A 14,344-nucleotide genomic window follows, 5' to 3' on the forward strand; every position below is an offset into this window, starting at 1 on the left:
GAAATGTGTCGCCCACGTTGCGGATTCGATCCGCAACGTGAGCGAGCACTCATGGGACTTTCTTTACCTGTATCTGATCACCAACTGCCCGCGCCTGCAAGGCGAGTGGCTGCGTCCCGACTGGTCGTAGGTCGAGAACGGCGGCGGCCACCGGGTCGGCCAAGACGTTCCGGATGGTCCGGCGCAGGCCACGTGCTCCGTACACCGGATCGAATCCGCGCCGTTGCAACAGTGCGACGGCGCTGTCGTCCACGTCGACGTCGACGCCTCTCCTGGCCAACCGAGTCGTGATCAGTTCGATCTCGAGACGGGTCACTTGTTCCGCGGTCTGTTCGTCGAACTCGTCGAGGATCACGGTTTCGTCGATGCGGTTGAAGAATTCGGGGTCGAAGAACTTCTCCAACGCGCGTTGCACCAGATGATGACCATGGCGCGGTCGATCGATCCGGACGCGATCGGCGAGCTGCCGCAGGTGGGATCGCCGATGTTCTGCCACCGCAGCAGAGCCGAGATTCGAGGTCAGGAACACGTAGCTGTTGCGGAACGAGATCTTCTGCTGACCGTTCGCCAACCGGAGTTCGCCGTTGTCGAGGACCTGCAGGAGCGCACGCAGCACGGTGGGGTCGGCCTTCTCCACTTCGTCGAACAGGACGATTCCGGGGGTGTACGGATCGCCCTCGACGGTGTTCTTGTCGAACAGCGTGAAGGACTCCTTGCTACCGGCATATCCAGGTGGAGCCCCGGAGAACGACGCCGCATAATGCTCTTGCGCAAGAGTATTCATGTCGATGCGGCACAGATCATCGGGTCCTGACCGTAGTTCTGCGGCCACGCGCCGCACCAATTCCGTCTTGCCGACGCCGGTCGGGCCAACGAGAAGGATGTTGGCGAGCGGACGCGTCGGATCCGTGGCACCGACATGCGCGATCGAAATCGCACGAACCACTGCGTCGACGGCGGCCTGTTGTCCGACGATCTTGGAACTCAGGGCTTTCGAGAGCTTGCGAGCGTCGAAGGCCCCGACCGGTACGGGTTCGGTTCGTTCCTCGGCCGGCGGTGGTGCTGCTGCACTGTTCCGGTCATGGAGCATGTCGGTGATATAAGGCACAGTGAGATCCTTACGCTTCGATTGTCTTCTCGACCGGCAGGTTTCCGACGCGACAATCCGCTACACCCACTGTGTCTCGGGTGATGGCCTCGACGCGTTCCTGAGCCTTCTGGGCGTCGGTGACCCACAGCTTGTAGAACTCGAACGGGCAGTCCGCGACGCCCTTGTCTCCGTCACCTGCTGCGTGGACACCGGAGTAGCCGCGATGGAGGAGTTTGAAGATGTGGTTCTGGGACTGATCGTTCTCGCGTGCGTCGCGAATGGCTGAGACGGAAAGCTGCGCGTACTGGATTCCGTATTCTTCTTCGCCGGTTTCACCCAGCGTCCGGCCGTCGAATCCGATGATCGCGGAGTGTCCGAAGTAGGAGTAGACGCCGTCGAATCCGGCCGCATTGGCAACTGCCACATAACAATTGTTGGCCCAGGCCATTGCCTTGGACATCATCACCTGCTGGTCCTTGGCGGGGTACATGTACCCCTGGCAACGGACGATCAGTTCTGCACCCTTCATCGCGCAGTCGCGCCAGATCTCCGGGTAGTTGCCGTCGTCGCAGATGATGAGCGAGATCTTCAGCCCCTTCGGGCCTTCGGTGACATACGTCGTGTCTCCCGGGTACCACCCTTCGATGGGGCACCAGGGCAGGATCTTTCGGTACCTCTGAACGATCTCGCCCTTGTTGTCGATGAGGATCAACGTGTTGTACGGGGGCTTGTTCGGGTGGTCTTCGTGCTGTTCGCCGGTGATGGAGAAGATTCCCCACGTGTTGGCTTCGCGGCACGCTGCGGAGAAGATCGCGGTCTCGTCGCCCGGGATGGTGGCTGCTGTCGCGTACATCTCCTCCTCGTTGTACATGATTCCCTGCGTGGAGTATTCGGGGAAGACCACCAGATCCATTCCGGGGAGGCCGGTCTTCATGCCGATCATCATGTCGGCGATCTTGCGCGCGTTCTCGAGGACACCGGCGCGATCGTGCAGGCGGGGCATCTTGTAGTTGACCACTGCTACGCCGACCGTGTCGTTGCTCGAGGAGATGTCACCGTGTCGCATTGTCTTTCACTCCTTGGTTGTGTCGATCAGTTGAAGACTGGACGGGATTGGGGTACTGCGGTTTTGGGTGCAGCGAGGATCTTGGCCAGGCTCAGGAGAACCAGAAGTGCTCCGGCCCAACCGGCCGCGACGGCGGGTGTGGTGTGGAAGTTGTCGGTCAGGATCAGAAATGCGGGGACCGTGCACGTGGGCTGGCTCAGGAGGACCGCTGCCCAGCCGGTGAAGCGACTGAGATTCTCGCGGCCGAGCCCGAGTACCAGGAAGAACAGCGTCCACAGCGCTGCCCATGCGAGCCAGATGACCCCGAAGACGGGGTCGTTGCTCACTGTGAAAGAGAGGAAGGAGTACACGAGCGCGGCGCACGCGACGAACAGCGAGAACCACCCGATTCCTTCCGGCTCGAAGCCGGCGAGATTGCTGATGCCCACGTAGAGATAGGTGAATCCGAACAGATAGAGCCCCGAGGCCGCCAGGACGGCACTCGAATCTCCCTGAGCCTGAATCAACATGACGGTGGGGACGACGCATTGAAGTGCGCCGACGAAGAGGTTGAGGACCGAGGCGGATCGAACGGGAACTGTGCCGAGCAGCATCAGTCCGTTGACGAAGAGGACGGCTCCCACGTAAAGCAAACCAACACTGCCCATCGGGCACCTCCGGTTACTTCGGGACGGTTACTTCGGGACGGGTTACTTTCAAATGAAATGATTCCAAATGAAACTAAGTGATGCGCGCCACAGAAGTCAAGAGGGAGATCTCAGGGAAAATCTCAGAGCGTTGCGATGATCGAGAAGTCGAGTCCGTCGGCGACGGCGAGCTGAATCTTCTGCCGTGCAACACGATCACGAAACTCGACGGTTCCGCGAGGCCCGTCGTACGCGGCACCCTCGACGACGGCGTCCAGGTCACGCGGATGAGTGCTGTCGGCGCGTCGAACCAGGGCCGAAAGGGTATGTATCCCTTCGTAACACGATTCGGCGGCATTGTTCAGTGCCGGAGCGTGCGCGCCGTGCAGTGCAACGTAGCGCCCGAGAAGATCCATGGAGTTGCCGTCAACCATCGAACGGAAGTACGCGGCGGAGGCAAACAGGTTGCGGGTTGCCCTCGGCCCGCTCGCGAGCAGCATGTTCTCTTCCATCAACGGGCTGAACCGGATCATCGACTCGTCGAGGCCGCGGCGGGCGAAGGCGCGGTTGAAATCGACGGCGTCCTGGCCGACGAGGAGCATGATCACGCCGTCGCAACCGGAGTTCGAGACGGTCTCGACCAACTGCTTCATGTTTCCGCGCCCCAGGTCGACAAACGAACCGCCGACAAGGCTGAGATCGAGTTCGGTGGCGAATTGCCTCACGGCTCCGAGAGAGCTGTGCGGCCAAATGTAGTCGTCCCCGACGACAAACCACTTACGCGCTCCGACGTTGTCGCGCAGCCACTTCAGCGCCGGCGCGATCTGCTGCCGTGGTGTTTCGCCGGAGCAGTAGATGCCGGATCTGACCTCGCCGCCCTCGTAGAGCGAGGTGTACGAGTACGGAATGCGGTCCGCGACCACGGGTGCAAGAGCGTGGCGGACAGAGGAGATGTGCCAACCGCTGACCGCGTCGATGTCGCCTGCGTCGAGTAGTTGTCCCACGCGGGCGGCGACGACGCTCGGCGAAGCGCCGCCGTCGATCACTTCGATCTGGACTTCGCGTCCCAGCACGCCACCGGAGTTGTTGAGGTCGCGGGCGGCCAACTCGCTGATTGCTTCGCAGGAGGGGCCGAACAGTCCGGCCGGCCCCTGAAGGGGAACCACCATGCCCAGGCGCCACACCGCGCTGCGCGCGCGTTCGAGCGCGCCGGTAGCGCTCATGCGTCGCCGCCGGAATCGGGAGTCAGCGGCCTGGCCTGGGTTACTATCATTTCATTTGAAAGTATTGCCCGAGAAGTGTGAACTGCGCAACAGCGGGGGAGCGATCAGTGGGAAAAAGTGACTCCGGAATTCTTGATGCGTCGCTGACGACTGCGCTGGTCCGAGCAGCTCGAATGGCCGCGGCAGCGGCGGAGAAGGCGCTGGCGGCAGAGAATCTCACTCTCGATCACTGGATGACGCTCGAAGCCCTGGCGTCGACCGAGGGGCTGACGATGGCTGAGTTGCGCGATCGAACGGGAACACCGGCTCCGACGCTGACGCGAGTTGCGGACAAGTTGGTCTCGCTGGCGCTTATCTACCGCGAAGTCGGGGAGGACGACCGTCGGAAGGTACGCGTGTTTCTCTCCTCGCGCGGAAAGTCCTTGCACAAGAGGGTTGCCGCAGACATCCGCGTAGCCGAGGAGTCCTGGCTGACGTCGAAAGAGGAAGTGAAGTTGCGAGAGGGGCTTCGCCCCTGTGTGCCTTTCCGGTAGTGGGGACTACCAAAAAGGCGCACAGGGGCCGAAGGTCCTACTTGCCGCGGATGGCGTCGAATACCTTGGGGTCGACCAGGGTCGAGGTGTCTCCGAGGTCGCGGCCTTCGGCGACGTCGCGCAGGAGGCGGCGCATGATCTTGCCGGATCGGGTCTTCGGCAGTTCCGGCACGATCGTGATCTGACGCGGTTTGGCGATGGGGCTGATGTCGGTGGAGACCTGAGCCTTGAGTTCGGCGATGAGGACGTCGCCGGTGTTCTCGACGCCTTCACGGAGGATGACGAACGCGACGATGCCCTGTCCGGTGGTCTCGTCGGCGGCACCGACGACGGCGGCTTCGGCGACTCCGTGATGGTTCACCAGTGCTGATTCCACTTCGGAGGTGGAGATGCGGTGACCGGAGACGTTCATGACGTCGTCGACGCGGCCGAGGACCCAGAGTGCGCCGTCGTCGTCGTACTTGGCGCCGTCACCGGCGAAGTACCAGCCTTCTTCGGCGTAGCGGGACCAGTAGGTGTCGCGGTAGCGGTCCATGTCGCCCCAGATGCCGCGGAGCATCGCCGGCCACGGCTCGTCGAGGACGAGGTAGCCGTTGCCGCCGGGGCCGAGGGGCTTGGCGTCGTCGTCGACGATCTTCGCGGAGATGCCGGGCAGTGGTGCCATGGCGGATCCGGGTTTGGTGGCGGTGATACCGGGGAGTGGGGAGATCATGATCGCGCCGGTCTCGGTCTGCCACCAGGTGTCGACGATGGGGGCTTTGTTGCCGCCGATGACCTCTCGGAACCAGCGCCACGCTTCGGGGTTGATGGGCTCGCCCACAGATCCGAGGAGGCGGATCGAGGACAGGTCGTGGGCGTCGGGGATCTCGCGGCCCCACTTCATGAACGTGCGCACGAGGGTGGGTGCGGTGTAGTAGATGGAGACGCCGTACTTCTCGATGATGTCGAAGTGGCGGTGCTCGTTCGGGGAGTTGGGGGTGCCTTCGTAGACGACCTGGGTGACGCCGTTCGAGAGGGGTCCGTAGACGATGTAGGAGTGTCCGGTGACCCAGCCGATGTCGGCGGTGCACCAGTAGACGTCTTGTCCCGCTTTGTGATCGAAGACGTTGTGGTGGGTGTACGAGGCCTGGGTGAGGTAGCCGCCGGAGGTGTGGATGATGCCCTTGGGCTTTCCGGTGGTGCCGGAGGTGTAGAGAATGAACAGGGGATGCTCGGCGTCGAAGGCCTGCGCCTCGTGCTCGGGTGAGGCCTGTGCGACGGTTTCGTGCCACCACAGGTCGCGGCCGTCGGTCCAGTCGACGTCGATGCCGGTCCGGTTGACCACCAACACGTTCTGGACGGATTCGGCGCCGGCGACGGATTCGTCGACCGCTGTTTTGATGGGTGCTGCTGCGCCGCGTCGCCACTGCCCGTCGACGGTGACCACGAGTTTGGCTTGGGCGTCGTCGATGCGCGAGCGTAGGGCGGTGGCGGAGAATCCGGCGAAGACGACCGAGTGGGTCAGGCCGAGGCGGGCGCAGGCGAGCATGGTGACGATCGCTTCGGGGATCATCGGCATGTAGATCGCGACGCGGTCACCGGCGACGAGGCCGAGGTCGGTGAAAGTGTTTGCGGCGCGGCTGACTTCGGCGAGGAGGTCGTTGTAGGTCAGGTCGCGGGAATCGCCTGGTTCGCCTTCGAAGTGGATGGCGACGCGGTCGCCGTTGCCGGCGAGGACGTGGCGGTCGACGCAGTTGTAGGCGACGTTGAGTTTTCCGCCGACGAACCACTTGGCGACGGGGGCGTCGGTCCAGTCGAGGACGTCGGTCCATTTCTCGTGCCAGTGAAGGCGCTCAGCCTGATTCGCCCAGAAAGCGAGGCGGTCGGTATCTGCGGCAGCCTGCAACTCCGGTCCCGCGTTGGCGGCCGCAGCGAACTCTGCGCTCGGCGGATATGCCTGGGGGACGTCTGTTTCGGCTGCGCTTGTCATGGCTGACGGCCTTCTTTCCACTTTGATCGACACTTTTCTGACTCCGTGTGAGGGTAGTCACAAGCTCGCGTAAACGCACCGTTGCATCACGTTGCAACCCGTTGTCCTGCGACGATCGGTCGAATTGATGCGACGGGTGGTCGCTTCCGCCGACGAGTGAATGGGCGCGGACAGATTTCCCTCGGAATTGCGGACAATGGGTGCGATGCGCGCCCCGCGTCGGATGTGTCTATTGTCAAACCATTATTCGACCACAACTCGAAGTCACGTTCACTTTCAGTTGTAGGCGACACGACGCCGGCAGTTACGGCTGTCGGCAGGCCGCGAGCATGCTCGGGGTCACTTAGATGTGGAAGGAATTCCTTTGCGTATCTCACGCATAGCGACGGGCGCGGTCGCGCTCGGAATGACGGCAGTGCTGATCACGGCATGTTCGTCGGGCGGATCGTCCAGTGGCGTCGTCAACGCCTGGGCGGGCGAGCCTCAGAACCCGTTGATCCCCACGAACACGAGTGAGAACATGGGCGGCCGCGTCCTCGACTCGCTGTTCTCCGGTCTCGTTTCGTACACCGCAGACGGCGGTACGGAGAACGAGGTTGCCGAGTCCATCGAGAGCACCGACGGTCAGAACTTCACCGTCAAGCTCAAGGACGGTTGGACCTTCACGGACGGCACCCCCGTCACCGCGAAGTCGTTCGTCGACGCGTGGAACTACGGCGCCCTCTCCACCAACGCTCAGCTTCAGGCATCGTTCTTCGATCCGATCAAGGGCTACGACGAAGTTGCCGCCGAGGTTCCGACGGCACAGACCATGTCGGGTCTGAAGGTTGTGGACGACTCCACCTTCACCATCGAACTCAAGCAGCCCGAGTCGGCGTTCCCCGATCGCCTCGGCTTCACGGCGTACTACCCGCTGCCCGAGGTCGCGTTCAAGGACATGACCGCCTTCGGTGAGAACCCGATCGGCAACGGCCCGTACAAGCTCGACGGAACCGGCGCGTGGCAGCACAACGTCCGCATCGACACCGTCGTGAACCCGGACTACAACGGCAACCGTAAGCCGAAGAACGCCGGCGTCGACTTCATCATGTACAACAGCCTCGACACGGCGTACACCGATCTCCTGGCCAACAACGTCGACGTTCTCGACCAGGTTCCGCCGAGCGCCGTCACGACCTTCGAGTCGGACCTGCCCGGACGCACCGTCAACCAGCCGTCGGCAACCATCGAGACGTTCACGATCCCGGGTCGCCTGCCGCACTTCAGCGGCGAAGAGGGCATGCTCCGCCGTCAGGCGATCTCGATGGCGATCAACCGCGATCAGATCACCCAGCAGATCTTCAACAAGACCAGGACGCCTGCACTCGACTTCACCAGCCCCGCAATCAAGGGCTGGAACGACTCGCTGACCGGTAACAGCAACGTGAAGTTCGATCCCGAGGCGGCCAAGGCTGCTTGGGCCAAGGCCGACGCCATCGCACCGTGGTCCGGCAGCTTCGAGATCGCCTACAACTCCGACGGCGGACACCAGGAATGGGTCGATGCCACGGCGAACAGCATCCGCAACACCCTCGGTATCGACGCAAAGGGCAAGCAGTACGCCACCTTCGCTCAGATCCGCACCGAAGCCACCGACCGCACCATCCAGAGCTCTTTCCGCTCCGGTTGGCAGGGCGACTACCCGCAGCAGTACGGCTTCCTGGCGCAGAACTACCAGACCGGCGGCAGCTCCAACGACGGTGAGTACTCCAACCCCGAGTTCGACCGCCTCCTGCGCGAATCGGCCGGCCAGACCGATCAGGCGAAGGCTCAGGAACTGCTCGATCAGGCCCAGGAAGTCCTGCTCAAGGACCTGCCCGCAGTTCCGACGTGGTACCGCAACGCTGCCAGTGGATGGTCGGAGAACGTTTCCAACGTGACCATCAGCTGGAACGGTGTTCCGGTCTACGAAGACATCGAAAAGAACTGACGCGTAGAACGATCCGCATCTGAAACGTGAGTTCGGGGCGGCAGGCGCCCTGCCTGCCGTCCCGAACTCGTGTTCACACCGGACTGTCCGCTGACGTACACGATCATCGACAAGGAGGTGATCCGATGCTCTGGTACATCGGTCGCCGAGTGCTTCAAATGATCCCGGTTTTTCTCGGGGCCACTCTTCTGATCTACGCCATGGTCTTCCTGCTTCCCGGTGATCCGATTGCCGCGTTGGCGGGCGACAAGGCGCTCAGTCCGGCTGTGGCAGCACAGCTTCGGGAGCGCTACCACCTCGATCTCCCCTTCTATCAGCAGTACCTGCTGTACCTGAAGGGCATCTTCACGCTGGACTTCGGCACGTCGTTCTCCGGACGACCTGTCAGTGAAGTTCTGGCACAGGCATTTCCGATCACGATGAAACTTGCCTTCATGGCACTGATCGTCGAGACCGTCTTCGGTGTCGGCTTCGGCCTCATCGCCGGCCTGCGTAAGGGCGGATTCTTCGACAGCACCGTCCTGCTGTTCAGCCTCGTTCTCATCGCCATCCCGATCTTCGTGATCGGCTTCCTGGCTCAGTTCTTCATCGGCGTCAAATGGGGCATCGTCCCGCCGACGGTCGGTGGCAACACCAGCTTCAAGAATCTCCTGCTCCCCGCCCTGGTTCTGGGTTCGGTCTCGTTCGCGTACGTCCTGCGACTGACCCGAACATCCGTGGCGGAGAACCTGAGTGCCGACTACGTGCGCACTGCCACCGCCAAGGGACTTTCCCGTGGACGAGTGGTTCGCGTGCACGTGTTGCGCAACTCGCTGATCCCCGTGGTCACGTTCCTGGGCGCCGACCTCGCAACATTGATGGGCGGCGCCATCGTCACCGAGGGCATCTTCAACATCAACGGCGTCGGCGGCACGATCTACCAGGCTGTGACCAGAGGTGAAGCGCCGACGGTGGTTTCGTTCGTCACCATTCTCATCGTGATCTACCTGATCGCAAATCTGCTCGTCGACCTCTTGTACGCCGCGCTCGATCCGAGGATCCGCTATGTCTGAGACCGTGAAGACCGGACGCGCCGTCCGGCAAAGTCATTTCGTGGCACCGCCCGAAGTTGCGGCACCCGGGGAGACGGACGCCGTCAAACTCGATCAGGCGCCGACCAGCATGTGGACCGATGCGTGGCGCGACCTACGCAAGCGCCCCCTGTTCATCATCTCGACGATCATCATCCTCGCGGTCATCGTCATCGCAGCGTTTCCGAGCTTGTTCACGAGCACCGATCCGCGGTTCTGCGACCTGACCTACAGCATGCAGGGGCCGACCTCAGGGCACTGGTTCGGTTTCGACCGCCAGGGCTGTGACGTGTACTCGCGCACCATCTACGGTGCTCGCGCATCCGTACTCGTGGGCGTCGGCGTCACGGCGTCGGTGCTGGTGATCGGCGTGATCTTCGGTGCGCTGTCCGGTTTCTACGGCGGATGGACCGATTCGATCCTCTCCCGTGTCGCCGACATCTTCTTCGGCATCCCGCTGATCCTGGCTGCCATCGTCCTGATGCAGCTGTTCACCGATCGCACCATCTGGACCGTCGTCGGCGTGCTGGCGCTCTTCGGCTGGCCGCAGATGGCAAGAATCGCTCGAGGCGCGGTGATCTCGGCGAAGAACAACGATTACGTCATGGCCTCGGAAGCGTTGGGTGTCTCGAAGCTCAAGACACTGATCCGCCACGTCATCCCGAACTCGTTGGCGCCCATCATCGTGGTCGCCACCATCTCGCTCGGTACGTACATCGTTGCCGAGGCGACGCTGTCCTTCCTCGGTATCGGTCTTCCGTCCACCGAGGTTTCGTGGGGCGGCGACATCAGCAACGCTCAGGTGACGCTGCGTCAGGGTTCGACCATTCTGTTCTACCCGGCAACGGCTTTGGCGATCACCGTTCTCGGATTCATCATGATGGGTGACGCTCTGCGCGACGCCCTCGATCCCAAGTCGCGGAAGCGGTGAGCACGATGACCACCAAGGAAACTCTCACCTCGGAGGAAACTCCGTTGCTCGAGATTCGTGATCTCGAGGTGTCTTTCCAGTCCAATTCCGGTCCGGTTCCGGCAGTTCGAGGCGTCAGCCTGACCGTCTACCCGGGTCAGACGGTCGCGATCGTCGGCGAATCGGGTTCGGGTAAGTCCACCACCGCCCACTCGATCATCAATCTGCTTCCCGGCACCGGCAAGGTGACGGCAGGCGAGATCATCTTCGACGGCAAGGACATCTCGAAGGTCTCGGAGAAGGACTTCGTCCACATCCGGGGAAGCCAGATCGGTTTGGTTCCGCAGGACCCGATGTCGAATCTGAATCCCGTGTGGAAAGTGGGCTTCCAGATCGAGGAAGCACTGGCCGCCAACGGGATCGCCAAGGGCAAGGCAGCCAAGGTTCGGGCCGCCGAACTGCTCGAGGAGGCAGGACTCGCCGAAGCCGAGAGCCGGTTGGGGCAGTACCCGCACGAGTTCTCGGGCGGTATGCGTCAGCGCGCACTCATCGCGATCGGGTTGTCCGCTCGTCCGAAGCTCCTGATCGCGGACGAGCCGACGTCGGCGCTCGACGTCACCGTCCAGCGTCAGATCCTCGACCACCTCGACGGTCTGACTACGGAACTCGGCACCGCCGTTCTGCTCATCACTCACGATCTTGGCCTGGCCGCCGAGCGCGCCGAGCATCTGATCGTGATGAGCAAGGGTCGTATCGTCGAATCCGGTCCGGCACTGGAGATTCTGAAGCGCCCGCAGCATCCGTACACGCAGAAGCTGGTCGCGGCTGCGCCGTCGTTGGCGTCGAAGCGGCTCAGCTCGTCGGTGGCGCGCGCCGAGATTCGCGAACAGGCGGAAGAGGTCGCCGAAGCGGTCAAGGCCGAGGAAAGTGCGGCAGAGTCCTTCGGCAAGGTGACCGACGACGTTCTTGTCGTCGATCATCTGACCAAGGTGTTCAAGCTGCGCAAGGGTTTCCGCAAGACCACCGACTTCACAGCCGTGAACGACGTGTCCTTCAAGGTCCGCCGCGGAACCACGACTGCAATCGTCGGCGAATCGGGTTCTGGTAAGTCGACGGTCGCACAGATGGTCCTCGGTCTGCTCGAGCCCACTGCAGGCAACGTGGTCTTCGACGGTCAGGACGTGTCGAAACTCGGTGCGAAGGAAACATTTGCGTTCCGTCGTCGAGTGCAGCCGATCTTCCAGAACCCTTACGGCACGCTCGACCCGATGTACTCGATCTACCGCACGATCGAAGAGCCGCTGCGTACCCACAAGGTCGGGACCAAAGCCGAACGGGAGGCTCGCGTCCGCGAACTTCTCGACAAGGTCGGTCTGCCCCAGTCGGTCATGCGACGGTTCCCGAACGAGCTCTCCGGCGGACAGCGTCAGCGCGTCGCAATTGCGCGAGCGTTGGCACTGCAACCGGAGGTCGTGATCTGCGACGAGGCGGTCTCCGCTCTCGACGTGCTCGTGCAGGATCAGATCTTGACCCTGCTCAACGACCTGCAGGCAGAGTTCGGGTTGACGTACCTCTTCATCACGCACGACCTGGCCGTGGTTCGTCAGATCGCGGACAACGTGTTGGTGATGTCGCGTGGCTCGATCGTCGAATCGGCACCGATCGACGACGTGTTCGGTAATCCGCAACAGGACTACACCCGCAAGTTGCTCGACGCGATTCCCGGTGGGTCCATCAAGCTGGGAAGCTGACGCAACAGGTAGGTAGGCAAGTCCGCAGAGGGGCTGCAAGGGTACCGTCGTTGATCGTGACGGACCCCTTGCAGCCCCTCGTCGATCTTCCAGGCGTACGCGCCGCCGCCGATCATGCGCGCGATGCTCTGGGTGAGGTTCATCGGCACAAGACCAACCGTCGCGGTTGGCCCACCACTGCCGCCGAAGCCGCGGTTCGTGCCGCGCGCGCTTCCGCATCGCTCGCCGGTGGCACCACCGAATTGCCGACCGAGGGCATGGCCGGTGATCCGATTCTCGCGGGTGCTCTGCGCGTGGCTCAGGCTCTCGACGGCGACAGCCTTCCGCTCATGGAGTCGACGTGGAAGCGCGCCCCACTTCAGGCTCTGGCCCGGCTGCACCTGTTGGCCGCGGCGGATCTCGTCGAGGACGCAGATCAACTGGGGCGGCCACGGTCGGATCGCGGAGTGGGGGAGCGGTTGGACGCTCTCGCCCAACTCGTTACAGGCGGAACCAGTGCACCGGCACCTGTTCTGGCGGCCGTCGTACACGGAGAACTCTTGGCGCTGAGCCCGTTCGGCACCGCTGACGGCATCGTCGCCCGCGCGGCCTCGCGCCTGGTTGCGGTCTCGTCGGGACTGGATCCGCACAATCTCGGGGTCCCCGAGGTCAGTTGGCTTCGGCGGCCACAGGCGTACACGGACGGCGCGGCAGGATTCGCTTCGGGAAATCCGGCGGGCGTCGGCAGCTGGGTGATTCTGTGCTGTGGTGCTCTCGAAGCCGGTGCGCGAGAGGCGACTTCGATTGCCGACGCCGCTACCGGATAGTCCGGCAAATTGCGCCTGTCGGAACATAACGAACGGGCGGCGCTGCCGATAAATCGACTTCGCCGCCCGTCAGCACGGACTACTCGTTACCAAGCGTGCTCGGTGGGTTGTGTGGGTGGCCTCGGCGAGGGATCGCGCTTTCTGAGGTCGTCCCCGCAACCTGTGCGGGGTCCTCGCTCAAATTGAACGAATCTCGCAGGCCCACAACGCTTCTGCCCTTATAGTGGCTTGTGCTCCGCGTGGGTGCCCTAGTGCCCGTGCTAGGAATTTCGGTTGGGGAAACGGTCCTTCTCTTCCGAGCCGTTCCTGGCCTTCCGTTCTTCCGTAACTCCTTTGTACCCTGTGTCCGGGCTCACAGCAAGTACCAATTTTTGTTTGTGGGCCTTGGATTTCAGCGTTTCCGGCGCAGTAGCCCGAAGGTCATGGCGCCGGCCACCAGAGCTGCGATTCCCACCGCAGCGGTAGTAGCCACCGTGGTCGTGGACTGGGCCGACAATCGGGCACGAAGTGAGACCGGATTCGAGAAAGTCAGTATGGGCCAACCGTTTACGGCCGCTTCCTTGCGCAACGCTCGATCGGGGTTGACTGCGGTCGGATGTCCGACAGCCTCGAGCATGGGTAAATCCGTCACCGAGTCGGAGTAGGCGTAACTGGCGGCGAGGTCGTAACCGTACTCCGCGGCGAGTTTTTCCATGGCTTCGACCTTGCCGGGGCCGTAGCAGTAGAAGTCCACCTCGCCGGTGTAGTGGCCGTCTTCCTCCCTCATCGACGTCGCGACGGAATGGGTGGCGCCGAGGGCGCGGGCGATCGGTGCGACGATCTCTTCCCCCGAAGCAGACACGACGATGACGTCGTGTCCACGCAGCTTGTGATCTGCGATCAGATCGGCCGCCTCGGCGAAGACGAGTGGATCGACGATGTCGTGCAGAGTCTCCGCGACGACGGCCTTCACCTGTTCCACGTCCCAGCCCGCACACATCGCCGTCAGATGCTCGCGCATGCGCTCCATCTGATCGTGATCGGCGCCGGACAGTAAAAACAGGAATTGCGCATAGCTGCTCTTGAGAACCGAGCGTCGATTGATCAGACCCTGTGCGAAGAATGGCTTGCTGAACGCCAGGGTGCTCGACTTCGCGATGATCGTTTTGTCCAAATCGAAGAAAGCGGCTGTCCGCCCGGTATTCAGTCCGTTCGCAGGCTTGTCGGTCACAGGATTGAGGATAGTCCGACAGGCGGTTCGTGTGCTCTTCGGCAAGCGTCCTCTTTCGGCGAAAAACAGCAGTTCAGTGCAGCTCAGGCTTGCATTTCTCGCCGATGGCGGGTGTAAGATC

Annotated in this window: 12 protein-coding genes; 6 read left to right on the top strand and 6 right to left on the bottom strand. The window is 62.6% G+C overall.

The features are described 5' to 3' along the window. Positions 1 to 49: 49 nt before the first annotated feature. The 4 genes from ABH939_RS26660 to ABH939_RS26675 all read right to left on the bottom strand — a co-directional run bounded on the left by ABH939_RS26660 (position 50) and on the right by ABH939_RS26675 (position 4,005). Entirely contained in the window at positions 50 to 1,108 is a 1,059-nt protein-coding gene (locus ABH939_RS26660; RefSeq protein WP_404650393.1) for an AAA family ATPase, read from the bottom strand. 10 nt (positions 1,109 to 1,118) lie between these two features. After that, on the bottom strand, positions 1,119 to 2,156 hold the full coding sequence (locus ABH939_RS26665; protein WP_063315184.1) for an aliphatic amidase: 1,038 nt from the start codon (positions 2,154 to 2,156) through the stop codon (positions 1,119 to 1,121). Positions 2,157 to 2,182: 26 nt separating this feature from the next. Next, a complete protein-coding gene (locus ABH939_RS26670) occupies positions 2,183 to 2,803 on the bottom strand; it encodes an AmiS/UreI family transporter (protein ID WP_404650394.1) in 621 nt (206 codons plus the stop codon). 122 nt (positions 2,804 to 2,925) lie between these two features. Continuing rightward, positions 2,926 to 4,005, bottom strand: coding sequence for a substrate-binding domain-containing protein (locus ABH939_RS26675; RefSeq protein ID WP_007732424.1), 1,080 nt, complete (start codon positions 4,003 to 4,005; stop codon positions 2,926 to 2,928). Between the two features lie 107 nt (positions 4,006 to 4,112). Between ABH939_RS26675 and ABH939_RS26680 the strand changes: the two genes are divergently transcribed. Continuing rightward, complete coding sequence (locus ABH939_RS26680; RefSeq protein WP_042446697.1) at positions 4,113 to 4,538, top strand: MarR family transcriptional regulator; 426 nt, start codon at positions 4,113 to 4,115, stop codon at positions 4,536 to 4,538. 37 nt (positions 4,539 to 4,575) lie between these two features. Here ABH939_RS26680 and acs read toward each other — a convergent pair whose 3' ends face one another. Continuing rightward, on the bottom strand, positions 4,576 to 6,507 hold the full coding sequence (gene acs / locus ABH939_RS26685; protein ID WP_007732429.1) for an acetate--CoA ligase: 1,932 nt from the start codon (positions 6,505 to 6,507) through the stop codon (positions 4,576 to 4,578). A 364-nt stretch (positions 6,508 to 6,871) separates the two neighbouring features. Here acs and ABH939_RS26690 point away from each other — a divergent pair, with 364 nt between their 5' ends. The 5 genes from ABH939_RS26690 to ABH939_RS26710 all read left to right on the top strand — a co-directional run bounded on the left by ABH939_RS26690 (position 6,872) and on the right by ABH939_RS26710 (position 13,013). Further along, on the top strand, positions 6,872 to 8,476 hold the full coding sequence (locus tag ABH939_RS26690; protein WP_404650395.1) for an ABC transporter substrate-binding protein: 1,605 nt from the start codon (positions 6,872 to 6,874) through the stop codon (positions 8,474 to 8,476). 125 nt (positions 8,477 to 8,601) lie between these two features. Then, positions 8,602 to 9,528, top strand: coding sequence for an ABC transporter permease (locus tag ABH939_RS26695; RefSeq protein WP_003946101.1), 927 nt, complete (start codon positions 8,602 to 8,604; stop codon positions 9,526 to 9,528). Beyond that, positions 9,521 to 10,477, top strand: coding sequence for an ABC transporter permease (locus tag ABH939_RS26700; protein WP_019746638.1), 957 nt, complete (start codon positions 9,521 to 9,523; stop codon positions 10,475 to 10,477). Before ABH939_RS26695 ends, ABH939_RS26700 begins: the two co-directional genes overlap by 8 nt. Positions 10,478 to 10,482: 5 nt before the next feature. After that, positions 10,483 to 12,207, top strand: a complete 1,725-nt coding sequence (locus ABH939_RS26705) for an ABC transporter ATP-binding protein (protein ID WP_087503825.1) — start codon at positions 10,483 to 10,485, stop codon at positions 12,205 to 12,207. A 56-nt stretch (positions 12,208 to 12,263) separates the two neighbouring features. Continuing rightward, positions 12,264 to 13,013: a hypothetical protein gene (locus ABH939_RS26710; protein ID WP_003946100.1), complete on the top strand. Its 750-nt coding sequence runs from the start codon at positions 12,264 to 12,266 to the stop codon at positions 13,011 to 13,013. A gap of 391 nt (positions 13,014 to 13,404) precedes the next feature. Here the strand turns inward: ABH939_RS26710 and ABH939_RS26715 are convergent, their stop codons facing one another. Then, entirely contained in the window at positions 13,405 to 14,223 is an 819-nt protein-coding gene (locus ABH939_RS26715) for an HAD-IB family hydrolase (protein ID WP_003946123.1), read from the bottom strand. Positions 14,224 to 14,344: the final 121 nt, after the last annotated feature.

It is taken from the genome of Rhodococcus sp. 27YEA6, from assembly GCF_044908235.1.
Classification (GTDB): domain Bacteria; phylum Actinomycetota; class Actinomycetes; order Mycobacteriales; family Mycobacteriaceae; genus Rhodococcus_F; species Rhodococcus_F qingshengii.

Coding starts and splice junctions, on each gene's coding strand:
- ABH939_RS26695 (WP_003946101.1), top strand. CDS start 8,602: ATGCTCTGGTACATCGGTCGCCGAGTGCTTCAAATGATCCCGGTTTTT.
- ABH939_RS26700 (WP_019746638.1), top strand. CDS start 9,521: ATGTCTGAGACCGTGAAGACCGGACGCGCCGTCCGGCAAAGTCATTTC.
- ABH939_RS26705 (WP_087503825.1), top strand. CDS start 10,483: ATGACCACCAAGGAAACTCTCACCTCGGAGGAAACTCCGTTGCTCGAG.
- ABH939_RS26675 (WP_007732424.1), bottom strand. CDS start 4,005: ATGAGCGCTACCGGCGCGCTCGAACGCGCGCGCAGCGCGGTGTGGCGC.
- ABH939_RS26665 (WP_063315184.1), bottom strand. CDS start 2,156: ATGCGACACGGTGACATCTCCTCGAGCAACGACACGGTCGGCGTAGCA.
- ABH939_RS26670 (WP_404650394.1), bottom strand. CDS start 2,803: ATGGGCAGTGTTGGTTTGCTTTACGTGGGAGCCGTCCTCTTCGTCAAC.
- acs (WP_007732429.1), bottom strand. CDS start 6,507: ATGACAAGCGCAGCCGAAACAGACGTCCCCCAGGCATATCCGCCGAGC.